Source organism: Castellaniella caeni NBRC 101664, assembly GCF_001592225.1.
Lineage (GTDB): Bacteria > Pseudomonadota > Gammaproteobacteria > Burkholderiales > Burkholderiaceae_B > Castellaniella > Castellaniella caeni.
Genome location: NZ_BCWN01000013.1, coordinates 1 through 26,278 on the forward strand (window position 1 = coordinate 1; position 26,278 = coordinate 26,278).

General features: G+C 66.3%; 19 protein-coding genes. 9 read left to right on the forward strand and 10 right to left on the reverse strand.

Features of this window, described 5'->3' with window-relative positions; translation table 11 throughout:
* Positions 1-330 precede the first annotated feature (330 nt).
* The gene (gene nirK / locus CCA01S_RS09300; protein ID WP_084386647.1) at positions 331-1,509 is read right to left on the reverse strand and encodes a copper-containing nitrite reductase; all 1,179 of its coding nucleotides are present in this window, start codon (positions 1,507-1,509) and stop codon (positions 331-333) included.
* Positions 1,510-1,809: 300 nt separating this feature from the next.
* Here nirK and CCA01S_RS09305 point away from each other — a divergent pair, with 300 nt between their 5' ends.
* Together CCA01S_RS09305 and CCA01S_RS09310 are read left to right on the forward strand one after the other, a co-directional pair.
* Positions 1,810-2,340 carry a chemotaxis protein CheW gene (locus CCA01S_RS09305; protein WP_180984172.1) on the forward strand — a complete coding sequence of 177 codons (531 nt, stop codon included), beginning with the start codon at positions 1,810-1,812 and terminating at the stop codon, positions 2,338-2,340.
* Positions 2,341-2,502: 162 nt separating this feature from the next.
* Positions 2,503-2,958, forward strand: coding sequence for a carboxymuconolactone decarboxylase family protein (locus tag CCA01S_RS09310; RefSeq protein ID WP_066457388.1), 456 nt, complete (start codon positions 2,503-2,505; stop codon positions 2,956-2,958).
* Between the two features lie 88 nt (positions 2,959-3,046).
* On the opposite strand, the gene CCA01S_RS09315 is transcribed toward CCA01S_RS09310, so the two are convergent.
* Positions 3,047-3,325: a hypothetical protein gene (locus CCA01S_RS09315; protein ID WP_066457390.1), complete on the reverse strand. Its 279-nt coding sequence runs from the start codon at positions 3,323-3,325 to the stop codon at positions 3,047-3,049.
* Between the two features lie 186 nt (positions 3,326-3,511).
* On the opposite strand from CCA01S_RS09315, the gene CCA01S_RS09320 reads away from it, so the two are divergent.
* A complete protein-coding gene (locus CCA01S_RS09320) occupies positions 3,512-5,731 on the forward strand; it encodes a glycyl radical enzyme family protein (protein WP_066457391.1) in 2,220 nt (739 codons plus the stop codon).
* A 40-nt stretch (positions 5,732-5,771) separates the two neighbouring features.
* On the opposite strand, the gene glmS is transcribed toward CCA01S_RS09320, so the two are convergent.
* Complete coding sequence (glmS, locus tag CCA01S_RS09325) at positions 5,772-7,604, reverse strand: glutamine--fructose-6-phosphate transaminase (isomerizing) (protein WP_066457393.1); 1,833 nt, start codon at positions 7,602-7,604, stop codon at positions 5,772-5,774.
* A 166-nt stretch (positions 7,605-7,770) separates the two neighbouring features.
* Between glmS and CCA01S_RS09330 the strand changes: the two genes are divergently transcribed.
* Entirely contained in the window at positions 7,771-8,280 is a 510-nt protein-coding gene (locus CCA01S_RS09330; protein ID WP_066457395.1) for an Lrp/AsnC family transcriptional regulator, read from the forward strand.
* Between the two features lie 85 nt (positions 8,281-8,365).
* Here the strand turns inward: CCA01S_RS09330 and CCA01S_RS09335 are convergent, their stop codons facing one another.
* Both CCA01S_RS09335 and CCA01S_RS15295 read right to left on the reverse strand, forming a co-directional pair.
* Positions 8,366-9,400: a response regulator gene (locus CCA01S_RS09335; protein ID WP_066457397.1), complete on the reverse strand. Its 1,035-nt coding sequence runs from the start codon at positions 9,398-9,400 to the stop codon at positions 8,366-8,368.
* A 5-nt stretch (positions 9,401-9,405) separates the two neighbouring features.
* A complete protein-coding gene (locus CCA01S_RS15295; protein WP_084386659.1) occupies positions 9,406-12,366 on the reverse strand; it encodes an MHYT domain-containing protein in 2,961 nt (986 codons plus the stop codon).
* A gap of 430 nt (positions 12,367-12,796) precedes the next feature.
* Here CCA01S_RS15295 and CCA01S_RS09345 point away from each other — a divergent pair, with 430 nt between their 5' ends.
* Together CCA01S_RS09345 and CCA01S_RS09350 are read left to right on the forward strand one after the other, a co-directional pair.
* Positions 12,797-14,527, forward strand: a complete 1,731-nt coding sequence (locus CCA01S_RS09345; RefSeq protein ID WP_066457572.1) for a DEAD/DEAH box helicase — start codon at positions 12,797-12,799, stop codon at positions 14,525-14,527.
* A gap of 120 nt (positions 14,528-14,647) precedes the next feature.
* Complete coding sequence (locus CCA01S_RS09350) at positions 14,648-15,829, forward strand: class I SAM-dependent methyltransferase (RefSeq protein WP_066457399.1); 1,182 nt, start codon at positions 14,648-14,650, stop codon at positions 15,827-15,829.
* A 10-nt stretch (positions 15,830-15,839) separates the two neighbouring features.
* On the opposite strand, the gene CCA01S_RS09355 is transcribed toward CCA01S_RS09350, so the two are convergent.
* The 4 genes from CCA01S_RS09355 to CCA01S_RS09370 form a co-directional block, all read right to left on the reverse strand.
* Positions 15,840-17,282: a DNA cytosine methyltransferase gene (locus CCA01S_RS09355; RefSeq protein ID WP_084386649.1), complete on the reverse strand. Its 1,443-nt coding sequence runs from the start codon at positions 17,280-17,282 to the stop codon at positions 15,840-15,842.
* A gap of 149 nt (positions 17,283-17,431) precedes the next feature.
* Positions 17,432-18,259: a glutamate racemase gene (gene murI, locus CCA01S_RS09360; protein ID WP_066457402.1), complete on the reverse strand. Its 828-nt coding sequence runs from the start codon at positions 18,257-18,259 to the stop codon at positions 17,432-17,434.
* 182 nt (positions 18,260-18,441) lie between these two features.
* Positions 18,442-19,674 carry a tRNA nucleotidyltransferase/poly(A) polymerase-related protein gene (locus CCA01S_RS09365; RefSeq protein ID WP_066457575.1) on the reverse strand — a complete coding sequence of 411 codons (1,233 nt, stop codon included), beginning with the start codon at positions 19,672-19,674 and terminating at the stop codon, positions 18,442-18,444.
* A gap of 134 nt (positions 19,675-19,808) precedes the next feature.
* The gene (locus CCA01S_RS09370; protein ID WP_373278639.1) at positions 19,809-21,902 is read right to left on the reverse strand and encodes a lytic transglycosylase domain-containing protein; all 2,094 of its coding nucleotides are present in this window, start codon (positions 21,900-21,902) and stop codon (positions 19,809-19,811) included.
* Positions 21,903-22,083: 181 nt separating this feature from the next.
* Between CCA01S_RS09370 and CCA01S_RS09375 the strand changes: the two genes are divergently transcribed.
* Positions 22,084-22,731 (forward strand): 5-formyltetrahydrofolate cyclo-ligase, encoded by a 648-nt coding sequence (locus CCA01S_RS09375; RefSeq protein WP_066457404.1) that lies wholly within the window; start codon positions 22,084-22,086, stop codon positions 22,729-22,731.
* A 91-nt stretch (positions 22,732-22,822) separates the two neighbouring features.
* On the opposite strand, the gene CCA01S_RS09380 is transcribed toward CCA01S_RS09375, so the two are convergent.
* Entirely contained in the window at positions 22,823-23,734 is a 912-nt protein-coding gene (locus CCA01S_RS09380; RefSeq protein ID WP_066457410.1) for a LysR family transcriptional regulator, read from the reverse strand.
* A 158-nt stretch (positions 23,735-23,892) separates the two neighbouring features.
* On the opposite strand from CCA01S_RS09380, the gene CCA01S_RS09385 reads away from it, so the two are divergent.
* On the forward strand, positions 23,893-25,104 hold the full coding sequence (locus tag CCA01S_RS09385; protein ID WP_066457411.1) for a CaiB/BaiF CoA transferase family protein: 1,212 nt from the start codon (positions 23,893-23,895) through the stop codon (positions 25,102-25,104).
* Between the two features lie 29 nt (positions 25,105-25,133).
* On the forward strand, positions 25,134-26,276 hold the full coding sequence (locus CCA01S_RS09390; RefSeq protein ID WP_066457413.1) for an acyl-CoA dehydrogenase family protein: 1,143 nt from the start codon (positions 25,134-25,136) through the stop codon (positions 26,274-26,276).
* Positions 26,277-26,278: the final 2 nt, after the last annotated feature.

A 26,278-nucleotide genomic window follows, 5' to 3' on the forward strand; every position in this document is an offset into this window, starting at 1 on the left:
GCAACGCAGGATGGGCTGTGCAGACACCAAATTTAAGTACGAGTATTAACCGAACAGCACACTAAGCAAGCGGAACACCGCGTATTTGAAACACGACAGACGATCACGACCAGCGCGATCCATGCCGCCATCTTGCCAGACTCGCCCCGCGCGTGCCACGCCATCCCTGCGGCCTCGGGATCCGCCCGCCGACGCGCCGCGTCACGCGCGAACGGGCACGAACAGGCACAAGACGCCAGACGGCGCCCGTGCCTGCAATAAAAACGTGGACGGACAGCCTGAGCAGGCCAGGGAGCACAACCTTGGCCGCCGCCCACAAACCGCGCTGCGTCAGGCCGGAATCGGGGCTGGCGCGTGGATTTGCTTCATCAGATCGTCATCCCACTTGCCTTCCACCTTGAAGTGCCCGGCGGCCCCCAGATCGAAGGCCTCGATGAGGTTATGGTTGAGATACGCGTAGATGCCCGGCTGGCGGAAGGTATACAGCGCCGCTCCGGCCGACCCGCCGCGCACGAACCACGTTTCCAGGTTGCGCTCGGGCGGATTGACGAATTTCCCGGTTTCCCAGACATAATCGCCATGGCCGCCGATCAGATGCGGACGCGTGTCGCGATTGGCCGACGAGTGGATGATGAGCACCGTCTCGCCCACCTTGGCCGTCATGGCGTTGGCACCGGTCAGCGCCCCTACCTTGCCGTTGAAGACGACATAGGACGGAATGAGCCCCTTCATGACCTCGGTGGTGTCGCCAAAGCTTTCGAGCGGCGTCTCGTATTTCTTGTAATTGCCTGCTTCGTCCTTGGGAATGTAGAGATCGAACTCGCCCACCGTGTAGACCCGGTCGTAGTGCAAAGGTCGGCCCTGCCCGTCTTTCAGGCCATCGCGCGGCAAGACCATGACCACCCCGCTCATGCCCGACACCACGTGCCAGGGCACCATGTTGGGCGGCGCACAGTGATAGATGAACGTACCGCTGCGCGTGGCCTTGAAACGCAAAGTCACCTGCTCCCCCGGTTTGATGTGGGTGAGGTCGCCCCCGCCCAACGCCCCGGTGGAGGCATGGAAATCGATGTTGTGTTCGAGCGTGTTGCTGGCCGGGTTGATGAGCGTGAGCTGCAGATAGTCGCCTTCGTGCACCACCATCGTGGGCCCGGGCATCGAGCCGTTGAAAGTCATGGCCTGCAGCACGGTGCCGTGCTCTTCATCGACGACCACCTGCTTTTCCTCGATGGTCATGGTGAATTCGACCACTCGCGGAGGCGCCTTGGTGGCCTGCTCGTGCGCCATGACGAAGGGCGGCTTGAGCAGCGTGGGGCGGACGTGTTCGAGCTTGTCTACCGGAATCGACGCGCCATGAGAGGCCGCGCCCGCCCCCGGAGCACCACCCGCGCGGGCATGTGCCACCGACACGGGCAGCAGTTCGGCGGCTGCCACGCCGACCGTTGCGGCCACTGCGCCATTCTTGAGCCAATAGCGTCGGCCGGCGTCGAACGCTGCGATTTTCTTCATGAAAGCTCCTGGAAAGATTACGGGGTGGTCTCGTGGCGAGGCCTTCACGCGGGTAGCACCGCCAACACAATCATTTTCAATCGTTAAGGGTTAATGCCCATTGATTTCAATCAATATGTTCAAATTCTGACATTTACCTGAATTAATATGCATAAAACGACATAACGATTGCAGTTGCAGTTGCGATTGCGATTGCAGGAGATCGGCAAGGCCATGGACATTGACCATCATCAAGACCCCTTGGCCTTTTCCCGCCACGACCCGGCACGCAGGCACGATACTGGGCATCAGGAAACGAACTTGGCAACGTCTGCAATGGAAACCATCTACGACAGTCACGGTGAGGCCCTGGACATCCTGGGACAGGATTTTCTGGCCTTCGACTTGGCGGGGCGCGCTTATGGCGTGGATTACGCCGCCGTCGAGGAAATCCGCCGCTTCGAAGCGGGCATGATCACCGGCATTCAGGGGGCGCCCGCTTTCGTGCGGGGCGCGGGCTACATTGCCGGGCGCCACGTCCCCGTGCTCGACCTCGCGTCCCGTCTGGGGCAGCCACCCGTCGATGCCCGGTCGCAAGCCCGCATTATTTTTCTGACGCTGCACGGACAACTGCTGGGCCTGCTCGTCGATCAGGTCGCGGGCGTCACCATCCAGCAGGCCGACGACATCAGCCCGCCTCCCGCCGCCGACCCCGTCATGCCCGCCGCCGTCATCCAGGGGGTCGGCACGCATCACAACCAGCCCCTCGTCCTGGTCAGCCTCGAACAGCTGATTCCCAGCGACGAAGCGGCTCGGCTGTGCGAATCGGCCTCACAGGCAAAGTTCGCCTGATGCCGCCCAGCCCGCCCGCCCCCGGACGGTGACCGGCGCCCATGCACGGCCGCCTCCGTCGCACCCGGCGGCGCCAGGCCGCCCCGATGGCACAACAACATCCCCCTCTTCGACACGACCGGCATCAGTTCGTGTCGTTCACGTTTTTTCAGGAGTAATCACATGACAATCTCGCAACGCATGGACATCCACGCCGTCGACCCTGAAGCCTACAAGCCGATGATGGCGCTCGAGCACTACGTGCATTCGGGCTCGCTGGGCGAAGCCCTGATCGGGCTGGTGAAGTTTCGCGCTTCGCAGATCAACGGCTGCGCCTATTGCCTGGACATGCACGGGCGCGAATGCCGGGCCGCGGGCGTCGATCAGCGCAAGATCGACGTGCTGGGCGGCTGGCACGAGGCCCCCGCGCTATACACCGAGCGCGAACAGGCCGCGCTGGCGTTGACCGAAGAAGTCACCCGCATCAGCGAACACGGGGTGTCGGACGCCACCTGGCAGCGCGTGCAGGCGGCGTTTTCCGAGAAGGAAACCGTGCAGCTGCTGATGGGGATATCCGCCATCAACGTCTGGAACCGCCTGGCCATCACGGCGCACCTCGACCTGCCCAAAAAGGCCTGAGTCCACACACCGGCGGCCTGGGCCCGACGGGCCTTGGCCACACATAGGGTAGCCGCACCGGACAAAACGATGCCACAGGCACGTGGCATCAACGCTGGGCGGCGGCCTGCTGCCCCGACTGAAACGCCCCCAGCATGTTGGACGTCAGCGCGGCATTGAACGCCGCCACGCCCAACACGATGGTGAGCACGGCGCCAATGGCCGTGACAGCCACCGTGACCTTCAAACTGGCGATGCCGCCCCGAATGGCCGTGTTGTCTGCGGCAATGCGGTTGACCGCGTCTTCGATACGCGCAACCCTGCCGTCCATCGTGGCTTCGATAGTAGCGAGGCGGGCATCGAGTTCGGTATGGGTGACGGGCTTCATGGGCTCATTATCTCCCGGCCTCCTTCCGGTGTCATCCACCGCGAGACCATTTCAGCCCATGCCACCGCGGGTATGCGCGAGGCAGCGACCTTTGATCTGCGTTAAGGATCGCAGGCGTGATTTCAAATACCATATGTTGTGTTTGACCTGCTTTTTAGCACAACAAATTGTGTAATCACACCACTCATGACCTCTCCCACCGCACCCGACGTCGGCCAGCGCATGCTGGCCGAAAGCAAATTCTTCATGGGCTACGCCCGCTGGGACGACGCCGCCAGCGCGTATGAAACCTGGCCCAAGGCCGTGGCGCGCGTCATGCGCATGCACGCGGAAAAATACGCGCAACGCCTCACCCCCGAACTGACCGATCTCATGGCCCAGGCGCGGCAGGCCTACGAAAACCAGCTCATTCTCGGGGCGCAGCGCGCCCTGCAGTTCGGTGGCGAGCAAATCCGCAAGCACGAAGCGAAGATGTACAACTGCAGCTTTTCGTACGCCGACCGCCCGCGCTTCTTCCAAGAGACCATGTACCTGCTGCTGTGCGGCTGCGGCGTGGGCTTTTCGGTGCAACAGCGCCACGTCGGCCGGCTGCCCGCGATCGCCGCCCGCGCCGCCCAGGAAGCACGCATTTTCCAGATACCCGACTGCATCGAAGGCTGGGCCGACGCCTTCGGGGTGCTGCTGTCGTCGTACTTCGTCGAAGGCAGCACGTTTCCCCAGTACCAGGGCGCTCCAGTGCACTTCGACTACAGCCGCATCCGCCCGGCGGGCGCGCTCATCAGCGGCGGCTTCAAGGCCCCGGGGCCCGACGGCCTGCGCCGCGCGCTCGAACACTGCGAAGCCCTGCTCGAACGCACGCTGGCGCAGGGCATGCGCTATCTCTCACCCATCGTCGTCTACGATTTCGTCATGCACATGGCCGATGCCGTGCTCTCGGGCGGCGTGCGCCGCTCGGCCACCATCTGCCTGTTCGACAAAGACGACGAAGACATGCTGGCCGCCAAGACGGGCAACTGGTTCGTCGCCAACCCGCAGCGCGGGCGCAGCAACAACTCGGTCATCATCCAGCGCGACCAGCTCACGCGCGACGAATGGGCGCGCATCATGCATTCGGTGCGCGACTACGGCGAGCCAGGCTTCGTCTTCACCGACAACCTCGACTTCGGCTTCAACCCGTGCGTGGAAATCGGCCTGTACCCCATCAGCGAGGCGGGTGAAACCGGCTTTCAGTTCTGCAATCTGTCGGAAATCAACGGTGCCGCCTGCGATACGCGCGAAACCTTCCTGCAGGCTTGCCAGGCAGCCGCCATCCTGGGCACCCTGCAGGCGGGCTATACCGAGTTCACGTACCTGGGCCCGGCCTCGCGCCAGATCACCGAGCGCGAGGCGCTCATCGGTGTCTCGATCACCGGCTGGATGAACAACCCCAAGGTGCTGTTCAACGAAGCCCTGCTGCAAGAAGGCGCCGAGCTGGTGCGCGCCACCAACCGGCGGGTGGCGCAACTGCTGGGCATCCGGGCCGCGGCGCGCACCACCTGCGTCAAGCCCAGCGGCAATGCCTCGGTGTTGCTGGGCACGGCCTCGGGCATCCATGGCGAACACGCGCCGCGCTACCTGCGCCACGTGCAGATGAACGCGCAAGACGAAGTGGCGCGCCTGCTGCAAGCCGAAAACCCCGACATGTGCCAGGCGTCGGTCTGGAACCCGCAGGACATCGTCGTGGCGTTTCCGCTCATCCCCAAGGCGGGCTCCATCTACAAAGAACAGCTGCTGGGCGTGCGGCAACTGGAATACGTCAAGAAAGTGCAGCGCAGCTGGATCGCCCACGGCACCGACCCCGCGCTGTGCCGCGACCCGCGCCTGCGCCACAACGTCTCGAACACCGTCACGGTGGACGACTGGGACGAAGTCGAGCAATACATCTTCGACAACCGCGCCTGGTTTGCCGGCATCTCGCTGCTGGCCGCGCATGGCGACCGCGCCTATCCGCAGGCGCCCTTCACGCAGATTTTCACCGCCGAGCAGATCATCGCCCGCTATGGCCAGGGCGCCATGTTCGCCTCGGGCCTGATCGTCGATGGCCTGCATGCCTTCAACGACAACTTCTGGCTGGCCTGCGACACGGCGCTGGGCCAGGGGCTGACGCTGTCGGACGGCGCCAGCGACCTGCTCAAGCGCGACTGGGTGCGCCGCTTCGCCAAGTTTGCCCGCAACTACTTCGGCGGCGACGGCCTGCAAACCTCGTTCTGCCTGAAGGACTGCTACAACCTGCACAAGTGGCAGGGCATCCTCAACACGCTGCGGCCCATCGATTTCGCCCAGCGCCTGGGCGAACCCCGCTACACCGCCGCCGATTCCCTGGCCAGCCAGGCCTGCGTCGGCGGTGCGTGCGAAGTCGCGTTCTGACGACAGCGCGCCGACCGTACCGGGCGGCGCGCCACCGCCATCATTCCACCGTCACGCTCTTGGCCAGGTTGCGCGGCTTGTCCACGTCGGTGCCACGGGCGCAGGCCGTGTGGTAGGCCAGCAGCTGCAGCGGGATGGTGTGCAGGATGGGCGAGAGCTTGCCGTAGTGTTCGGGCATGCGGATGACGTGCATGCCCGGCGCGCTGGTGATCTGCGAATCGGCGTCGGCAAAGACATACAGCTCGCCGCCACGCGCGCGCACTTCCTGCATATTGGATTTCAGCTTTTCCAGCAGTTCGTCATGCGGCGCCACCGTGACCACCGGCATGGCGTCGGTCACCAGGGCCAGCGGGCCGTGCTTGAGTTCACCCGCCGGGTAGGCCTCGGCGTGGATGTAGCTGATTTCTTTCAGTTTCAGGGCGCCTTCGAGCGCGATCGGGTAGTGCATGCCGCGCCCCAGGAACAACGCATTTTCTTTGCTGGCAAAGCGCTCGGACCAGGCGATGATCTGCGGCTCGAGCGCCAGCACGGCGGCCACGGCGGCGGGCAGGTGACGCAGCGACTTGATGGCCTGCTGCTCGGCGGCGTCGTCCAGCCGCCCCCGCGTCTGGGCCAGCGCCAGCGTCAACAGGTACAGCGCCGTGAGCTGCGTGGTAAAGGCCTTGGTGGACGCCACCCCGATCTCGACCCCGGCGCGCGTGATGAACGCCAGCTTGCACTCGCGCACCATGGCGCTGGTGGCGACGTTGCAGATGGTGAGCGTGTGCGCCATGCCCAGGCTGCGGGCGTGCTTCAGGGCGGCCAAGGTGTCAGCGGTTTCGCCCGACTGCGAAATCGTCACCACCAGGGTGCGCGGGTCGGGCACGCTGGTGCGGTAGCGGTATTCGCTGGCGATTTCCACGTTGACGGGGATGCCCGCCAGCGATTCGATCCAGTAGCGCGCCGTGAGCCCGGCGTAATAACTGGTGCCGCAGGCGAGGATGAGTACCTTGTCGATGGCCTTGAAGACGGCGTGCGCGCCGTCGCCGAACAGCTCGGGCATGACAGAATCGATGCCCTGCAGGGTGTCGCCCACCGCGCGCGGCTGCTCGAAGATTTCTTTTTGCATGAAGTGGCGGTAGGGGCCCAGCTCGGCCTCGCCCGTGTGCGCCTGCACGGTATGCACGGCGCGCTCGACGGTATTGCCCGAGGCGTCGCTCACCCACACGCGCGACAGCTGCAGATCGACCACGTCGCCGTCTTCCAGGTACATGATCTGGTCGGTGGTGCCGGCCAGCGCCAGCGCGTCCGACGCCAGATAATTGCCCTCTTCGCCGCAGCCTACCACCAGGGGCGAGCCCTGGCGCGCGCCCACCACCCGGTGCGGCTCTTGGGCGCAGAACACGGCGATGGCGTAGGCGCCTTCGAGGCGGCGCGTGGCCTGCTGCACGGCGGCCAGCAGATCGCCGTCATACAGGTGATCGACCAAGTGGGCGATGACTTCGGTATCGGTCTGGCTGTGAAAGACGTAACCCGCCGCCTGCAGCTCGGCGCGCAGGGTGTCGTGGTTTTCGATGATGCCGTTGTGTACCAGCGCGATGCGCGGCGCGCCGTTTTCCGGGCCGGAAAAATGGGGGTGCGCGTTGTGCGTGAGCGGCGCGCCGTGCGTGGCCCAGCGGGTGTGGGCGATGCCGGTGAGGCCTTCGACCTGGTCTTGCGCCGCCTGGGCCATGAGCTCGGCTACACGCTGGGTGCTGCGCACGCGCAACAGGCTGGTGCCAGTGTGCACGGCCACGCCGCACGAGTCGTAGCCGCGGTATTCCAGGCGCCGCAGGCCTTCGAGCAAAATGGGAACGATGTTGTGACGCGCCACGGCGCCGACGATGCCACACATGAATCAGGCTCCTGAGTAGAGGTTCGCCAGCCTCCAAGATACGGAAGGCGGCATGCAGCTGCTATTGTGGCGTGAGCATCAAGAAATTTGATTTCTATTTTTAGACTTATATGAAATCTGATTTCTTCATACAATTAGTGTGAAATTATCTTTCATACGCAAGATTATGCACACGCTGCCCGCCCCCATCGAACTCGACGAGCTCGACCGCCGCATTCTCGACCAGCTGCAGCGCGACAGCGCCCAGACCAACCAGACGCTGGCCAGGCTCGTGCACGCCTCGCCGCCCACCACGCTGCGCCGCGTACGCCGCCTGGTGCAGGCCGGCATCATCGAGCGCCAGGTGGCGCTGCTCGACCCGGCCCGGATGGCCGCGAGCCTGACCGCCATCATCGAAGTGTCGCTGGATGCGCAGTCGGCCGATCAGCTCGATGCCTTCGAGGCCGTGCTCGTCCAAGAGCCCGCCATCCAGCAGTGCTACCGCGTCAGCAGCGGCCCCGACTTCATCCTGATCGCCCAGGTGGCCGACATGGCCGCCTACCAGGCGCTGGCGCTGCGCTGCCTCACGGGCAACCCGCGCGTGCGCAACGTGCGCAGCTTCTTTGCCACGCATCGCAGCAAATTTGAAACGTACATCCCCTTGCCTGCAAGGCCGGGCGGCCTGGCCTCACCCTGAGCCCGCCCGCGCAACGACGGCGCCGCGGCCGTCTTCCGACAAACGATGCCGGACACCGGCCACAAAGGGGCCCGGAACCGGCCGTTCAGCAGCGCTCTACCTCGGGCGCTTCGATGTGATCGGCCCAGCGCTGGCGGATGTCGAGTATCTCGGGCATGCAGCCCATGAAGGCCTCGACGAGCACCGGGTCGAAGTGATGACCGCTTTGCGCGCGGATGTAGGCCAGGGCCTCGTCCACCGGCCAGGCGCGCTTGTACGGGCGCACGCTGGTGAGCGCGTCGAACACATCCACCAACGCCACGATGCGCGCCTCGTGGGGGATGGCCTCGCCCGCCAGGCCATCCGGATAGCCGCTGCCGTCCCACTTCTCGTGGTGGCGCAAGGCGATGGTGGCGGCCATGCGCAGCAGGCGCGACGGATGGTCGCCGATGATCTGCGCGCCGATGGCCGGGTGCCGGCGCATGATGCGCCACTCGTCGTCGGTGAGCTTGCCCGGCTTGAGCAAGATGGCGTCCGGAATGCCGATCTTGCCCACGTCGTGCATCGGTGAGGCATGCAGCAAGTCATCGGCCTCGGCTTCGTCGTAGCCCACGGCCCGCGCCAGACAGCGGGCAAAGTGGCTGATGCGGATGATGTGCATGCCGGTTTCGTTGTCGCGATATTCGGCCGCCGCCCCCAGGCACTGGATGATACGCAGCCGCGTATCGCGCACCTCGTCGGCCGCGACCAGCGACAGGTGCGTGCGCACGCGGGCGCGAATGATGGCCGGGCTGAAAGGCTTGGTGACGTAATCGACGGCGCCCAGTTCGAGGCCGTGGTATTCGTCATCGGCATCGCTCATGGCCGTCACGAAAATGACGGGGATGCCGCGCGTCGCCGGATCCTGCTTGAGCGCCTGGCAGACGGCGTGGCCCGACATGCCCGGCATCATGACGTCCAGCAAGATGAGATCGGGGCGCTCTTTGCGCACCAGCTCGAGCGCGGTGGCCCCATCCTTGGCAAACAGCAGGCGGTACTCGTCCTGCAGCGTATGCCGCAAGACCTGCAGGTTGGTGGGTTCGTCGTCGACCAGCAGCAGGGCGCGCCGGGCATCGATCTGTCGGTTGGAAGGGTGGGACATGACGTTCAGACCTCTTGTTCTGATGGTGCGGGCTCGCCCGGGGCGAGCGCCGCCGATATGCGCCGCAGCAGATCCTGTGCGCGGACGAACTCGAAGGATTCGACGGCAGCCTGCAGTTCGCGGGCCTGGTCGGGGTTACCCCGCGCCCGGATCGCCGCGCAGGCCTGTTCGAGCAGCGCGTCGTCGAGTTCATTGCCGGCCAGCACGGTCTGCAGCCGTTCGATCAAGGCAGGCAGCTCCGCCTGCGAACACAGCACCGGCGCGGCGCCCGCGGCGGGCGCGTCCGGCTGGTGCGTGGCGGCGGCCTGCAAGGCTGCCCGCGTTGCCTGCATCACCTGCCGCAAGCCCGGCAGACCGTGCAGCACGCCCGGCCGGTCGCCCGACCGCAAGCGGGTTTCCAGGTCGGCGGCCCGGCCAGACAAGGCCGCCAGCGCCAAATTGCCCGCCGCCCCGCGCAGGCCATGCAGGCTGAAGCGCAGGGTCTCTTCCCCGGCGTCCGGAGCCGCGTCCGACGGCAAGGGGTACTTGAGCGGAGCCTCGTCCAGAAAGGCCAGGGCGCTGCGGATCAGGCGGCTGCGATCGCCCCACAGCGCCTGCCCCCGCGCCCAGTCCACGTAGAGGTCTTTGGGCGCGGGCAGCCAGTCTTGCGCGGCGGGCGCCTCGCGCCCGTCCAGCACGCGCACCATCTCCTCGAACAGGCGCGGCACGTCCAGCGGCTTGACGGCAAAGCCGTTCATCCCCGCTTGCAGGGCCTGCTGGCGATCGTGGGCCATGACGCTGGCCGTCAGGGCAATCACCGGCGTGGCCGGGCGCTGCTGCCGACGCTCGATCTCACGCATCTGCCGCGTGGCCTGCAAGCCGTCGGTGCCCGGCATGTGCACGTCCATCAGCACGATGTCGAACCGATCTTCCAGGAAACGTTCAACGGCCTGCTGCCCATCACGCGCGACGCTGACCTGATGGCCGCGCGCCTGCAGGATCAGGGTGAGCAGTTCGAGGTTCTGTTCGACGTCGTCGGCCACCAGCACCCGCAGGGGTGGCAGACTGGCACCATCGTTGACCACGGGGGCCTCCGGCGGACGGACGCCCAGCGCCAGCGGCAGGTGTACGTGAAAGGTGCTGCCCTGCTCCGGCAGGCTGTCCACTTCGATGCGCCCGCCCATGGCCTGCACCAGCTGGCGGGCGATCGTCGTGCCCAGCCCCGTGCCGCCAAAGCGGCGGCTGATCGACGCGTCAGCCTGGGTGAAAGGGTCGAAGATGGCCGCCACCTGGGCGGGCGTCATGCCGATACCGGTGTCCGCCACGCGCACGTGCACCCACGCCTGCTCGTAGGAAAAGTCGACCGTCACGCCGCCGCGCTCGGTGAACTTGATGGCGTTGCCGACCAGATTGGTGAGCACCTGCAGCAGGCGCAGCGTGTCGCCGCGGAAATACTCGGGCATGGTCGCCGGGTACTGGATCCGCAGGAACAGGCCGCGCGCCTGGGCCCCCAGACGCAGCGACGACTCGATCTGCAACGCCAGGTGCTTCAGCGAGAAATCCCGTTCTTCCAGATCGAAGTGGCCATGTTCGAGCTTGGACGTGTCGAGAATGTCGTTCAAGAGGCGCAGCAGGCTGCGCGAAGACTGGCGGATGGTGTCCAGGTGGCCACGCTGCGCGGGGCTCAGGTCGGTCTTGAGCAGCAGCTCGGTGAAGCCGATGATGGAGTTCATGGGGGTGCGGATTTCATGGCTCATATTGGCCAGGAAGAAGCTCTTGGCCGAGGCCGCCTGCTCAGCCCGTTCGGCCGTCTCGCGCAGGGATGCTTCCAACGCCACCCGGTCGCTGATGTCCGTGAGCATGCCGACGAACAGCAATTCATCGCCGGGCAGCTCGACCTGGCCCACCGCCAGCCGCACGGGCACCTCGCTGCCGTCCTTGCGCAGCGCCGTGACCTCGCGGCCCACGCCGATCAGGTGGCGTTCGCGGGTCTGCCGGTACTGCCGCAGATAACCGTCGTGGGCGGAATGGTAGGGCTCGGGCATCAGCATGTTGACGTTGCGCCCCACGACTTCCGCCGCCGGATAGCCGAACAGTTGTTCGGCGGAGCGGCTGAACTCCTGCACGGTGCCGTAGCCGTCCATGGTGATGACGGCATCGACGGCGGTATCGACGATCGCCCGCAAACGGGATTTGCTCGCCTCCACCTCGCGGTACAGCTCGCGAGTGTGGATCAGGCCGTTCAGCGCGGCCACCAGGACGCCGATGGTGATGGTGAGCGAAGACAGCGCCAGCGCGCCGTAGGTGGCCCCGATGCGGATGCTGCGGTCGGCCACGCCAGGCTCGCCCAGGAAACGCGAGGCCGCCATACCGGTATAGTGCATGCCCGCGATCGCCACCCCCATGACGAGGCCGCTGAGTACGAACCGCAGCCGGGCATCGATGCGCGTGCGCCGCAGGCCGAACCGGATCCACAGCGCCAGCATGGCGAGCGCCACGGCCACCACGATGGACAAGCCGAACATGACGGGGTCGTAGCGCATCGTCAGCGGCGTGACCATGGCCATCATACCGGTGTAGTGCATGAGGCCGATGCCCGCCCCCATCAGCACGCCGCCCGTCACCAGCCGCAGGGCCGACAGCCGATCGCGCGACAGCACGTACAGCGCCAGCCACGACGCCGCCCAGCCGGGCAGCAGGGACAGGGCGGTCAGCGGCTTGTCGTAATACACGGGCGCGGGCAGCGTGAACGCCAGCATGCCGATGAAGTGCATGGCCCAGATGCCGCCCCCCAGGGCGACCCCCCCCATCCCGATGGCGACGTGCCGGTATGAGCGGCTCTGGGTGCTCAGGGCGATGTGCGCCGTATGCAAGGCCATGAGCGACAGGCACACCGGCACCAGAAACGACAGGAACACCAGGCCCGGATCATAGGTGCCGTGAATGAAGTCCGTGCCGTCGGCGGCGGTCAGAAACAAATGATCCATGGGCATCATCGGCACGGCTTCCTGTCTGCAATCACAAAACAATTCTTGGTGACGAGAGTAACGGCAGCCATGCTTGAAACTTAAACCGCTGGGGCTCGGGGCTCGGGGTCTGGGGCCCAGGGGCGGACATTCTCACGTTGCACCAACAATACATCATCAAAATACTTGCTATCAGGGTAAATCCCTAGCATAATGGCGGATTGCCTGTTTTCTGACCTCCTGACCTTGGTTTCGCACCCGGCGTCCGGCGCCTGGCATTCGCCCCGAGCGAAAAGCCCATCTTGCGCCCGCCCCGCCACTGTGCCATTTAGGTTGATCCGGTCGGCACATGCGACTGTTCTCTGCGGCAGACATCCGCAGCAGCAACCTGATGGGGCCATCCTCCAGCGCCCCCTGGCACATTGCCCGCACACGCGGGCCCAAGGAAATCATGTCTTTCGACTCTCTGGGGCTCGGCCCCAAGCTCGTGTCCGCCCTGCGCGAACTCGGTATCGACACGCCCACATCCGTTCAATCCGCCGCCATCCCGCAGGCCCTGGCCGGCCACGACCTGATGGTGTCGTCGCAGACCGGCAGCGGCAAGACCGCCGCCTTCATGCTGCCCGCCCTGGAACACCTGAGCCACACCATGGGCCCCGGCGGCCGTGGCGTGCGTGTGCTGGTGCTGGCCCCCACGCGTGAACTGGCCATGCAGGTGGCCGACGCCACCAAGGGCTATGGCAAGCACCTGGACGGCCTGCGCGTGGCCACCGTGGTGGGCGGCATGCCCTATGGCGCGCAGATCAAGTCGCTGTCGCGCCGCGTGGACGTGCTCGTCGCCACGCCGGGACGCCTGATCGATCACCTGCAGGCGGGCCGCGTCAAGCTGTCCACCGTCGAGACCCTGGTGCTCGACGAAGCCGACCGCATGCTGGACATGGGCTTCATCGAAGACATCGAAACCATCGTCGGCGCGACGTCCAACGAACGCCAGACGCTGCTGTTCTCCGCCACGCTGGACGGCACGGTGGCCAAGCTCGCGGCCAATCTGATGCACGATCCCAAGCGCATCGAGATCGCCTCGGCGCACCAGAAGCACACCAACATCACGCAACACCTGTTGTACGCCGACGACCGCGCCCACAAGCTGCGCCTGCTGGATCACCTGCTGCGCGACACCACGCTCGACCAGGCCATCGTCTTCACCGCCACCAAACGCGGCGCCGACGACCTGGCCGAACACCTGGCCGACGAAGGCTTTGCCACGGCGGCCCTGCACGGCGACATGAACCAACGCCAGCGCACCCGCACCCTGGGCCTGCTGCAAAAGGGCCGCGTGCGCGTGCTCGTGGCCACCGACGTGGCGGCGCGCGGCATCGACGTGCAAACCATCACCCACGCGGTCAACTACGACCTGCCCATGCAGGCCGAAGACTACGTGCACCGCATCGGCCGCACGGGCCGCGCCGGACGCGACGGCCAGGCCATCACGCTGGCCGTCACCGCCGAGCGCCACAAGATCCGCCGCATCGAACAGTTCATCGGCCAGTCGATCCCCACCGAGACCATCCCCGGGCTCGAACCCCAGCGCGCCCCGCGTCCCACCTGGAAAGACCGCCCCAGCAAGGGCCGTCCGCACAGCGGCAAGCCGGGTGGCTACCAAGGCAAGCCCGGCGGCTACCAGGGCCGCAAACCCTGGCAACAGGAACGCGACGACGCTGCCCCGCGCGCCGGGGGCGACAAGCCCTGGCAGCGGGACGGCGGCGACAGCAAGCCGTGGCACAAGGCCAACGATGCAGCCGAAGGCGGCAAACCGTGGCATAAGTCACGCGACGCGGCCGAAGGTGGCAAGCCCTGGCACAAGTCGCGCGATGTGGCCGGTGGCGACAAGCCCTGGCAAAAGGCGCGCGATGCCGCCGGCAGCAAACCGTGGCACAAAGAGCGTGACGGCGGCCAGGGCTTCGCGGCCCGCCCCGCCCGCAAGCCCTGGGAACGCGACGAGCGCCGCTCGGACGACGACACCCGCCCGGCGCGCGCCCCGCGCCATGCCCACGGCGACCACGCCGAGCGCAGCGCCCGCGGCGACAAACCCGGCTTCAAGAGCGACTTCAAGCCCGGCTTCAAGCGCCAGGCGCGCCAGGGGCAAGACAAGAAGCCCGCCGCGCGCCCCCGCTTCGCCTGATCTTTCCCGCCACGATTCAGGGCACGCCGAGTGATGTCGGCGTGCCCTGAATCGCTTTGCATCGAGCAGCGCGCTGGCCCAGGCGGCAGGGGATTCGCCCGCCTGTTATGCTTGCGCCCCATGAATGCACTGCCCATCATCCAGACACCCACCGGCCTGCCCGAACCCGATGCCGATGCGCTGGCGCACAGCGCCCGCGTGCAGGCCATGCTCATCGAACGCATCCGGCAGGCGGGTGGCTGGCTGCCCTTTGACGCCTGGATGCAGGCCGCGCTCTATGCGCCCGGCCTGGGCTATTACAGCGCGGGCAGCGTCAAGTTCCAGCGCGAGGGCGACTTCACCACGGCGCCCGAAATCAGCCCGCTGTTTGGCCAGGCCCTGGCCCCGCAGGTGGCGCAGATCCTGCAAGCCAGCGGCAGCACCACGGTACTGGAATTCGGCGCGGGCTCCGGCGCGCTGGCCGCCGCCCTGATCCCGGCGCTGCAAGGCCTGGGCATCCAGGCGCACTATCAAATTCTCGAACTCTCCGCCGATTTGCGCGCCCGCCAACAGGCCAAGCTTGGCTGGTGGCGCGGCCAGGTGCAATGGCTCGACGCCCTGCCCGCCCGGTTCTCAGGCTGTGTGCTGGCCAACGAAGTGCTGGATGCCATGCCCGCCGTTCTCTTTCAGTGGGACGAGCACGGGCAGCTGCGGCAGCTTGGGGTCACGCATGATCCGGCCCCCCAAGCCGCCAGCCCGTTTGCCTGGGCGACACGCCCCGCCCCAGAGCCCCTGGCGACCAAGGTGCGGTCCCGCGTCCCGCCGCTGCCTGGGTATCTGTCGGAGATCAACGAACAGGCAGAGGCCTGGGTGCGCCAGATGGGCCAATGGCTGCGGCGCGGCGCGGCCCTGCTGATCGACTACGGCTTTCCGCAAGCCGAGTACTACCATCCACAGCGCCTGCACGGCACGCTGATGTGCCATTTTCGGCATCACGCTCACGACCAGCCCCTGATCCTGCCCGGCCTGCAGGACATCACGGCGCACGTCGATTTCACCGCCATGGCCGACGCGGCCCTGGAAGGCGGCCTGGACGTGCTGGGCTATACGTCGCAGGCGCGGTTTCTGATGAACAGCGGGCTGGTGCAACTGATCCGCGCCCCCGGCTGCGACCCCGCCGCCCGCGCCCGCGAACTGACGGCGCTGAACCTGCTGACCGGCGAAGCGGAAATGGGCGAGCTTTTCAAGGTACTGGCCGTGGGCCGGGACATCGATGGCCCGCTGCTGGGCTTTTCCCGGGGCGACCGCCGCGACCGCCTGTAAGGCGACGGGCTCAGGCAAACAGCTCCAGGTTTTCGGCGCGCGGCTGCGCCGCAGGGCGCTTGCCGTGCAAGGGCTCGTGCTTGCCCAGCCAGCGCGCATGCGCCGTGTCCTTATACCGGGAATACGGAAAATCCGGATACTGTTTTATCTGCCGACCAGCGCGATGGTCGAGGATGAGCCTGCCGATGGCGCGCCCCAGCCCGATGGGCACCGCGTTGCCCACCTGCCGGTATCGTTCCAATAGCGAGCCGCACAACACCCAGTCGTCGGGAAACTCCTGGATGCGCATGTATTCCTGGATGCTCAGCGGCCGGGGCGCGACGGGATGCGCCAGGTCGGTTGCCGGCATGGCGGGATGCGTCACGAGCGTGGGCGACGGCTTGTCCCAGGCCAGCCGACGCAAGAAGCCGGTTTTTCCGCCACCGGCAAAAAACGATTTTCCCAGCGCTTCTTTCTGCAGTTCGACGGGCAAGTTTTTCCAATACTGCCCAGGCCCGAGCATGCGGTAATACTTCAAGCGCTTCTCGGGAAAATCGAGGTGATCCTGCCCTTGCGCATCCAGGCCCGCGACCGCCTCTTTGAAGGTGCGCCACCGGGGCAGGCCGAATTTCGGATCGTCGCTATGCGTGGGCGTCAGATAGGGCAGCTCGTCCTGCCCCCGGTGGCAAATGAGCACCACGCGCTCGCGCACCTGGGGCGAGCCGAAATTTGCCGAATTATAGAGATTGAACGACACCGCATACCCCGCGGCGCGCAGGCGCTGCACGATCAGCAACAGCGCCCCGCCCGGCTGTTCATCGGCGCTCACGCGCCATTCAGCGGTGCGCTCGGCATGCGGACGGTGCACCAGCGGCGCGGACAACAGCCCCCGGACGTTCTCCAGCACCGCGTATTCCGGCTGCAGCTGCTCGATCAGCTCGACGTAGCGGATCAAGGCACTGCCGCGCTTGTCGCGCAAGCCTTTTCTGGCGCCCGCTGTACTGAAGGACTGGCACGGAGGCCCCCCCACGATCAGATCGATTTGGTCAGACGCACCCAGCCCCGCCGCCGCGCGAATCTGTTCGGCTGAATAATCCCAGACGTCCCCAAGGAGGCCGATGTCGGGCTTGTTGGCCACGATGGTCTTGCGGCACGATTTGTCCAGATCGCACGCCAACAACACGTCGATGCCCGCCGCCTCCAGGCCCAGATCCAGCCCCATCGCCCCGGAAAAAAAGCTCAGGGCGACGAAACCCGGCTTGCCAGCGCCCGTCTCTGTTCTGTTTCGATCCGTGGGATTGACGCGATGTTCGGGATTGGACAAGTATTTCTGGAGATGATCGAGGCTGATGACCCACTGCTTGCCGATCTGCTGGCCTTCGATTTTCCCGGTTTTGAGCAAAGAACGAACCCGTTGTTCCGTCAGTTGCATCATGTCGGCTGCCTGCGCAGTGGAAATCAGGTCTGGGATCATGTTTGTTTCGGATACGAAAATTTTTATAGTCCGCTGAATTTTAAGTGAAACCGGCCTGGCAGCACAATGCGCTTTGTCCAGGGCTCGTGCGAGCCCCCTGGCGCGCCGCCTGCATTTGCCGACCGTCCGGCGGGCTCAGAAAGCCGGGATCAGGACACCCGCAGGCCGAAACTGTTCATCAGCCGCCGCGTGGCAAAGTCCGCCGGGCCGGCGGTCAACCGCGCTTCGTCGGCGGCATCCGGGTGCAAGGCCTGTTCGATACGCGGCACCAGGCTGCGGGCGCGCCGGGCGATGGCCTCGGCGGGATCGAGCCAGTCTACCGGCCAGGGGGCCAGACGGCGAAAGACGTTCGCCAGAAACGGATAGTGGGTGCAGCCCAGCACGACGATATCCGTGCGCGCGCTGGCCGTCTCGACGAAGCACGGGGCGATTTCGGCCCGGATGGCGTCATCCGGCACGTTTTCGCCACGGACATAGGCCTCGGCCAGGGCGGCCAGGCGCGGCGAACCCACCAGCCGCACCTGGCAGCGCGCGGCAAACGAGCGGATCAGGCCACGCGTGTATTCGCGGCGCACCGTGCCCGGCGTGGCCAGCACCGACACCAGGCCCGAGCGCGTGCGCTCGGCGGCCGGCTTGATGGCGGGCACCGTGCCCACGAAGCGCATGTCGGGGTAGGCCGCCCGCAAGGCGGCCCCCGCCACGGTAAAGGCCGTATTGCAGGCCACGATGCACAGCAGCGGCGCGTGCTCGCGCAGCAGGCGGCCAAAAAGCCGCACCAGATGCGCGCGCAAATCGGCCTCGGCCCAGCCACCATAGGGAAACGCGGCGTCATCGGCCACATAAACAAAGCGCCGCTCGGGGATGAGCACCCGCGCCTCGCGCAGTACGGTCAGCCCGCCGATGCCCGAATCAAACACCAGAATCGGCTGATCCACCGCCACGGCGGCAGCGGAAAGCGGGTGAACGGAAGCAGGCATGGAGCAATACACGATAAAAGCGGATGAACGAGCGGATCAAGCCAAGCGTGCAGCGCACGGATCGCCCGGCGATCGCGCGACCAGGCCGGGAAAGGGCGCTGATCCGGACACGAGGGCACCGCGAATACGGCACAAGCCTGCGCGCGGCGCGCGGCAGGGCCATGCCGCGCAACGCCCCGCCATTATCCGCTCGATTCGGGCGTCAGTGTGCCCAACACCTGCAAGCGCGCCACACGCAGCCGGGCCCGGATTTCCTCGGGCTGGCCGCGCGCGGCCCGCGCGATGGCGCCCGCATCGATACCCCGGACGGCCTGCAACGCCTGCGCCCAATGATCGAGTGCGATCGACGGCTGCAGGCACTGCGCCGCTGCCAGCAAGGCCAGACAACGCTCGGGGCGACGCAGCGCATCGCACGTTTCGAACACATCCAGTTGCTGCTCTGCCAGATCGTGGCTGCAAGACGGCCTCGCGGCAGGCTGCGCGGCCCGCGCTGCTTCTACCCGGATCCCAGCCGTTTCCGCGCCGGCGGGTGCCTCACGTATGGCAGACGCCACAGCCGCGTCCGATAAACGCCGCAGCCGCTGCAGCACATCAGGCAGGAGCCGCGCCAGGTCGCGGCAGGCCGTGGGCACGCGCAGGTGATCTTGCAGGCTGGCGGCGGATTTCCAGCACAGCAGGGCATAGCGCTGGGCCAGATCCAGCCCACGCGCGGGCGACGCCCCTTCTTGCAGGCCAGCGGCCACTTCGGCATCCCAGACCAGGCCGGGGGCCACGCGCGCCAGCGCCCCGCACTCGGCGAGCACCGCCAGCATGCGCCCGGGATGAGCGGTCATCAGGCCCTTGGCAAACTCTTGCCAGACCCGCTCGGGCACCAAGGCATCCACCTCGCCGCTGGTCACCAGCTGGCGGCACAGCGTCAGGGTCTCGGGCGCGATGGAAAAATCGTGGAAGCGCGCGGCAAAGCGGGCCAGGCGCAGCAGGCGCACCGGGTCTTCGACGAACGCGTCGCCCACGTGCCGCAGTACGCGGGCACGCACGTCGGCCACCCCGCCCAGCGGATCGACCAGCGTGCCGTCCGGCGCCTGGGCAATGGCATTGACGGTGAGGTCGCGGCGCCGCAGGTCTTCTTCGAGCGTGACCGCTTGCCCCGCATGAAACACGAAGCCATGGTAGCCGCGCCCCGATTTACGCTCGGTGCGCGCGAGCGCATATTCTTCGTGCGTGCGAGGATGCAGGAACACCGGGAAATCGCCCCCCACGGGGGTGAAGCCGCGCGCCGCCATCTGTTCGGGCGTGGCCCCCACCACCACCCAGTCGCGGTCGCCCGCGGGGCGCCCCAGCAGGGCGTCGCGCACGGCGCCGCCCACGACGTAGACGGCCAGGCCCGCCACCGCCGGGTCGGCCTCGGCATCGATCAGGGCCGATTGCAGCGCATCGGCAGCGGCCACCTGGGCAACTGGCAGCGGTCGGCCACCACCCGGCGCCTCTCGCTGCGCGGTCGCCCGGGTGCGGGCCTCAGCGTGCCGGGCAGCGTCCTGGTGCGGCTTGCTCACGGCATGGCCGTTTTGACGGTATCCGGGCTGACCGTGCCCAGCCGCGCCTTGAGCGAGTCGGGCTTGCCGGAAAACAGCATCGAATACCAGACGGCGTTGGACAATACGTTTTTCACGTACAGGCGCGTTTCGGTAAAGGGGATGGTCTCGGCGAAGATGGCCCCCTCGACTGGCGCCTGCAACTGCGCGCGCCAGCGCTTGGGGCGCCCCGGCCCGGCGTTGTAGCCCGCCGTGGCCAGCAGCTGTGAACCATCCAGCCCCTGCAGCACCATGTCCATGTAGCGGGTGCCCAACACCGTGTTGGTATCGAAATCGTTGACCTGGCCGGGGGTAAAACCCTTGAGGCCGATCTTGCGCGCCACATACTTGGCCGTGGACGGCATCAGCTGCATCAAGCCGGAAGCCCCCACGTGCGAACGCGCATCCATGATGAAGCGCGACTCTTGGCGGATGAGGCCATACACCCAGGCGGGGTCGAGGTCGATCTGGCGCGCCTTGGCCGCCACCCGCCCTTCAAAGGGGGCGATGAAGCGCTGGCTGAAATCGACCACCTGCCGGGTCTGCAGCGAGGTATTGACCACGCGGTCGTAGATCTGCTGCTGGCGGGCGAACTCGGCGGCGCCGCGCAGCTGGGTGTCGCTCATGCCGCGCAGGGCGAAATTCCATTCAGGCACGGCCTCGCGCCGCCAGCCCAGATCGAACAGGGCGACGGCCCGTTCGAGCCCGGGGTTGGCCCGCGCCTGGGCCACCCAGGCCGGATCGACTGGCGCGGGCTCGGCGGGCAGACGCGGCGTGTGCCCCAGTTCTTCGGAAGCGAGCTGCCCGTAGAAACCCAGATCACCCGAGATCGACTCGAAATACTGCCGCGCCGCCTGCTCGTTGCCCTGGGCCGCCAGCGCGCGGCCATACCAGTAGCGCCACACGGGCTCGTCGGCCTGCGCGCCCGACATCTTGCGAATGGCCGCCGCCACGCGATCCCACTGAATGGGCGAGACACGCAGCTCGGCGCGCACTTCCCAGGCGTGGTTGAAGTCGGTCATGGGCACGAAGCCCGACTGCCGATACCAGCGCGCCGCGTCGGGCTCGACCGCCAACGCGGCGGCCAGGCCGAACTGCCCCCAGACCCACTGGATATCCGCCTTGGGCACGCGCGAGGCCCACTGCGATTGCACGTATTGCGCAGCCTCGGCGCGGTCGTCGCCGCGCGCCAGACGCGCCAGCGCCGCGGTGACCAGCTCGACATCCACCGCCGCCTTGGGCTGCGGGCGCGCGTCGAGCCACTTGCGCGGATTTTTCATGAGCGCGGCAAATTGCACCATGGCACTGTCGTCAAACACCACCGACGCCATGCGGTTGATGTCCGACACTTTGCCGGATTCGAGCGTATCGCGCAGCAGGCCATTGAGTTCTTTGCGGCTGAGTACGTGGTCGGCATTGACCTGATCCAGCATCCCCCAGCAGTCGGCATTGGGTTTGAAGATCTCTTGCACTTCGGCGGCCCGGGCGTGCTTGGCCGTCATGTGGCGCGCCAGCAGCAGGGCGCACTGGACGGCGGACGAGGGGTCGCGCACCGGCGCAATGCGCAACGCCTGCGTGTAGTTGCTGGCCCGCACCGAGGCGACGATCCAGTCGGCGCGCAGGCGTTCGTCCAGGTAGGTATCTTGCGCCTTGCCAAGAAACTGCCGCACAGCCGCATCGGGCACGGGTTGCGTGGGGTCTTGCAGGCGACGACGCAAAGCCCAGTATTGGGGATACATGCCCAACACCGGGTCGGCAGCGGCGGTCGGCGCCAGCTGGTCGAGGTCGGCCCAGCGGCGTTTTTGCACGGCATCGTAGGCGTCTTGCACCGCCTGCCGGGCGGCGGCGGGCACTGTGGGCGGCACGTAAGCGGCCACGTGCGGCACGGCTTCGCGCGTCGCTGCCGCAGCGGCAACCACCTGCCCCTTGGCAGCGCCTTGCGGCGGCCCGGCGGGCGCGGCAGCCGATGGCGAGGCCGTCAGGGCCACCGAAGGGGCTTCTCCGGCCTGCTCTTCAGCGGCCGAGGGCGCCTGGGCCCCGGCACAGGCGCTGAGCCCCAGCGATGCGACCAGCCCCAGCGCCAGCCAATGGCGCGCCGCCCCCTGCGGCGGCACTGCGGCGGCACCGGGCGCCACGCAAGCCAACGCACCGGATGCACGACAAGCGCGTGCGCGGCGGTCGGCACGCCACTGGCTTTTGCGATACCTTAGAATGTCCCACCACATCGTGCTTACCCCACCGACAGCCTGCCATATGAATCAGAACGCACAGGATACCGCAGTCGCCCTGCGCAAGCGACTCAAACAGCGCCGCGCCGCGCAAGCCAACGCAGAGCGCGATCGCGGCGCCTTGCTGATCCGCGGGCGCCTGTACACCTGGCTGGCTGGCCAGCGCACGCAGCGGCGCGAATCCGGCTTGGCGGACATCCGCCACATCGCCGCCTTCTGGCCGATGGCGCAAGAGCCCGCGCTCGCACCCTTGCTGCGCCAGTGGGCCGAGGACGAATCGCTCACGGTCTCGCTGCCCGTGGTGACGGGCCCGGACACCCCACTGGAATTCCACCTCTGGACGCCCGACGCGCCCATGCGCACCGGCGCCTACGGCATCGAAGAGCCCACCGGCCCGCTGGCCCCGCCCCCCGACCTGGTGCTGGTGCCCACGCTGGGCTTCACCCGCCAGGGCGACCGCCTGGGCTATGGCGGCGGCTACTACGACCGCACGCTGGCCGCCCTGAAGGCCGCCGGCCACCCCTGCACCACCATCGGCATTGCCTGGGCCTGCGGCGACCTCAGCGGCGAACCCTATACCCCCGCCGCGCACGACGTGCGGCTCGACGCCATCCTCACCGACAAGGGCTGGGCCGTGGGCGCGCCCGCGCGCCAAGAACCTACTCATAAATAATATTTACGGTTGATAGCCCATAGCGCCCGATTAAAAACCAAATAAATTCAATGTGGCACCCGAGCAACCGCCACAAGCTGCCGGGACAGGCCTAACCGCCGCACATGCCCTGGCCCGCCAGATAATCGCGCGCCAGATCCAGGAATGCCTGCGCGATAGCGCTCAGGGGCAGGTCAGCCGCGCTGGCCAACACAATTCTCTGTGGTGGAGGTGTATCCCGCAAGGGCCGACACACCAGCGGACTGCCGTCGTAGGCCAGATCACCCGCCGGGCGGGTCACCAGGATCGACACCCCATGCCCATTGGCTACCAGGGCCCGAACCATTTCGAAGGAACCGACTTCCGCCACGACGTGCGGCCGCGCTCCAGCATGGCTGAACAGGGATAGGAAATACTCACGGCTATGGGGCGGATTGATCAGGATGAAGGGATACCGCGCCATATCCACCACCGATACATCGGCCTGCAGGGCCAGCGGATGCCCAACCGGCAGCACGGCATAAGGCAGGCTGGCACCGATATCGTGCAAGCGGATACGCCCGTCCGCCAGACTGGTGTCGTAGACCAGGGCCAGTTCCATGGTGCCGTCGGCTACCTGGCTCAACAAGTCGGCGATATGGCCTTCGTGGGGCCGTAGTTGTACGTCCGGATAGCGCCGCTGGAATGCCTTCATCAGAGCCGGAAACACCAAAGGCCCCAGCGTATCGAAGCAGCCCACCACCAGGACACCGCGGACGTCTTTTTCGCCCCGCTGCGCCAGCGAATCAGCTTCGCGCAGCAGCCGCAGGGCCTGGCGGAACCGCAGTTCGCCTTCCGCGGTCAGCTGCAGGCCACGCGCATGCTGGCGCACGAACAGGGACACCCCCCAGTTGGCTTCAAGCATACAGATGGCATGGGAGATCGAAGGTTGCGAGACGTTCAGGGCGCGCGCTGCCTGCAGCGTGCCGCCATGCTTGGCGACCGCGACGAAGTATTCCAACTGTCGAATTGAAAATTGAATCATTAAATTCTATTCAATCAATTAATCTTTAATGTTTTAAATTATACAAAGAGGCTCTTACCATATCGTCGAAGCAAGGCACCGAACCTTGCCGTCCGGCAACCGGCAACCGCCGCCCCGCAGACTGGGTACGTTACTCATCATCACGATAGAGGCAAGACATGGTGCAAGATATCGATACAGACGCAGGTCCCCTGACGGGCCTGCGCGTGCTGGATTTCACGCGAGTGCTGTCCGGCCCATTTTGCACTGCACTGCTGGGCGACCTGGGCGCGCACATCATCAAGGTGGAGCCCCCCCAGGGCGATGACTACCGGGCGATCGGCCCCATGCGTGACGGGCACAGCGCCCTGTTCAGCGTCGTCAACCGGAACAAGCAGAGTCTGGTGCTGGATTTGAAGCAGCCCGAAGCAGTCGCGCTGGTGCATCAGCTCGTGGCAGAAGTCGATATCGTGGTCGAGAATTTCCGGCCCGGAGTGGCGGATAAACTAGGCATCGGATACGGCCAACTCAGTTCGCTGAACCCTCGGCTGGTCTACACCAGCATTTCCGGCTTTGGTCAGGATGGCCCAGCCTCACCTCGCCCCGCCTACGATATCGTCATCCAGGCCATGAGCGGGATCATGGAATCTACGGGTTTCCCGGACGGCCCGCCGACGCTGGTCGGGGAAGCCATTAGCGATGTGATCAGCGGTCTGTTCGCATCCTGGGGCACCCTGGCGGCACTGCTCGGCCGCGACCGCAGCGGCCAGGGCACCCATGTGGACGCTGCGATGTTCGATACCACCCTTTCGTTCACCGTCACTGCTGTCGCCCGCTACCTGTTCACTGGCCAGGATACCCGGCGAGTGGGCAACAGGCACCCGCTATCGGCCCCCTTCGGTGCCTATCGGGCCAAGGACGGCTACTTCGTCCTGGCGATTCTGAACAACAAGCTGTTCGCACAGTTCGCCCAGATCATCGACCGCGACGACCTGGTGCGGGACGCCCGATTCGCCAGCGACGAACAGCGTTCGCGGCACGAGCCGCTACTGCGCAGCGCCATCGAATCCTGGGCAGCCAGCCGAACCGTGGCCGAGGTGGTCGGGCGCTTCGAGGAGGGCGCCATTCCCGCTGCGCCGATCTGGACGGTACGCCAGGCACTGAATAGCGATCAGGCGCGACACCGCAAGCTGCTGTGGGACACGGACGATCCCCGCCTACCGGGCCTGCGACTACCCCATCAGCCAATCCGGTTTTCCGCCTGGGACACCCGGCCAACGCGCCCGGCTCCGGACCTGGGGGCAGATACCGACACGATTCTGCACAGCCTGCTGGGCCTGAGTCTGGACAAGATCGCCGCGCTGCGCGACTTGGGTGCCTTCGGGCGCTGAACCTTTCTTGAACATACAGGAGATCCACCATGAACCCGCGTCTAGGCGTCAATGAAAATGACTTGGAAATCGCCGCGGCCATTGATCGCTACGCGGCAGCCGAAATTGCTCCCCAGGCGGCCAAACTGGACGAGCAGGCCCAGTCCGCGACATGCCACGTGCCGGGCCTGTCAACCCTGGGCGTCATGGGCATGAATCTGCCAGAACGCTGGGATGGCCCCGGAGTCAGCCCCACAGCGCTGGTACTGGCGATTGCCAGTATCGCCCGCCACTGCGCGGCAACGGCCTCAATGATCGGCGCCCATTACCTGGCCACGGATTCGATCCTGATCGGGGCGGACGACTCCTTGCGCGCACTCTACCTGCCCCGAGCGGCCCGAGGCGAAATCCTGGGAGCCTTCGCGCTGACCGAGCCCCGGGCGGGATCCAATCCGGCGGATATGAGTGCCCGGGCACACCTCGATGGCGACCAGTACCATCTGATCGGGGTCAAGCACTTCATCTCGAACGCGGGCGAGGCCGATTTCATCGTGGTCTACGCCAAAACCGACCCCCAGGCTGGCAACCGGGGCATCAGCGCCTTCATCGTCGATAAGAACACCCCAGGTCTGCAGATTTCCCAGCCCGAAAAACTGATGGTTATCCGTGGCGGCCATGCATTCGAGGTGGCGCTGGACTGCCGGGTGCCGGCAAGCCAGCGGCTGGGAGAGGAAGGCAGCGGCTTTCGCACCGCCATGAAGGTGCTGGACAACAGCCGCCTGGATGTGGCCGCCACCAGCCTGGGCATTGCAGAGGCGGCGTTGGCGGCTGCCGTGTCCTGGTCGCGGCAGCGTCTAATCGGCGGTCAGCCACTGGCCGACAAACAGGGAATCCAGTGGATGCTGGCTGATATGAAGCTGCGGCTGGAAGCCGCCTGGGCGCTGACACTGCAGGCCACCCACAAGCGCAGTCTGGGGGAACCATTCTCCATGGAATCCGCCATGGCAAAACTGTATGCATCCGAAGCCGTCGGCTTCATCACCGACCGTGCCCTGCAGATCCACGGCGGTTATGGCTACACGCGCGATATGCCGCTGGAACGCTACGCGCGCGATGCCAGGATCCTGCGCATCTACGAGGGTTCATCTGAGATCCAGCGTACCATCATCGCCCGGCGGATGCTGGCCGCGTAACG

Bases quoted from the DNA above. Each gene is read 5' to 3' on its own strand.
- nirK (WP_084386647.1), bottom strand. From the start codon at position 1,509: ATGAAGAAAATCGCAGCGTTCGACGCCGGCCGACGCTATTGGCTCAAG.
- CCA01S_RS09310 (WP_066457388.1), top strand. From the start codon at position 2,503: ATGACAATCTCGCAACGCATGGACATCCACGCCGTCGACCCTGAAGCC.
- CCA01S_RS09315 (WP_066457390.1), bottom strand. From the start codon at position 3,325: ATGAAGCCCGTCACCCATACCGAACTCGATGCCCGCCTCGCTACTATC.
- CCA01S_RS09320 (WP_066457391.1), top strand. From the start codon at position 3,512: ATGACCTCTCCCACCGCACCCGACGTCGGCCAGCGCATGCTGGCCGAA.
- glmS (WP_066457393.1), bottom strand. From the start codon at position 7,604: ATGTGTGGCATCGTCGGCGCCGTGGCGCGTCACAACATCGTTCCCATT.
- CCA01S_RS09330 (WP_066457395.1), top strand. From the start codon at position 7,771: ATGCACACGCTGCCCGCCCCCATCGAACTCGACGAGCTCGACCGCCGC.
- CCA01S_RS09335 (WP_066457397.1), bottom strand. From the start codon at position 9,400: ATGTCCCACCCTTCCAACCGACAGATCGATGCCCGGCGCGCCCTGCTG.
- CCA01S_RS15295 (WP_084386659.1), bottom strand. From the start codon at position 12,366: ATGGATCATTTGTTTCTGACCGCCGCCGACGGCACGGACTTCATTCAC.
- CCA01S_RS09345 (WP_066457572.1), top strand. From the start codon at position 12,797: ATGTCTTTCGACTCTCTGGGGCTCGGCCCCAAGCTCGTGTCCGCCCTG.
- CCA01S_RS09350 (WP_066457399.1), top strand. From the start codon at position 14,648: ATGAATGCACTGCCCATCATCCAGACACCCACCGGCCTGCCCGAACCC.
- CCA01S_RS09355 (WP_084386649.1), bottom strand. From the start codon at position 17,282: ATGATCCCAGACCTGATTTCCACTGCGCAGGCAGCCGACATGATGCAA.
- murI (WP_066457402.1), bottom strand. From the start codon at position 18,259: ATGCCTGCTTCCGTTCACCCGCTTTCCGCTGCCGCCGTGGCGGTGGAT.
- CCA01S_RS09375 (WP_066457404.1), top strand. From the start codon at position 22,084: ATGAATCAGAACGCACAGGATACCGCAGTCGCCCTGCGCAAGCGACTC.
- CCA01S_RS09380 (WP_066457410.1), bottom strand. From the start codon at position 23,734: ATGATTCAATTTTCAATTCGACAGTTGGAATACTTCGTCGCGGTCGCC.
- CCA01S_RS09385 (WP_066457411.1), top strand. From the start codon at position 23,893: ATGGTGCAAGATATCGATACAGACGCAGGTCCCCTGACGGGCCTGCGC.
- CCA01S_RS09390 (WP_066457413.1), top strand. From the start codon at position 25,134: ATGAACCCGCGTCTAGGCGTCAATGAAAATGACTTGGAAATCGCCGCG.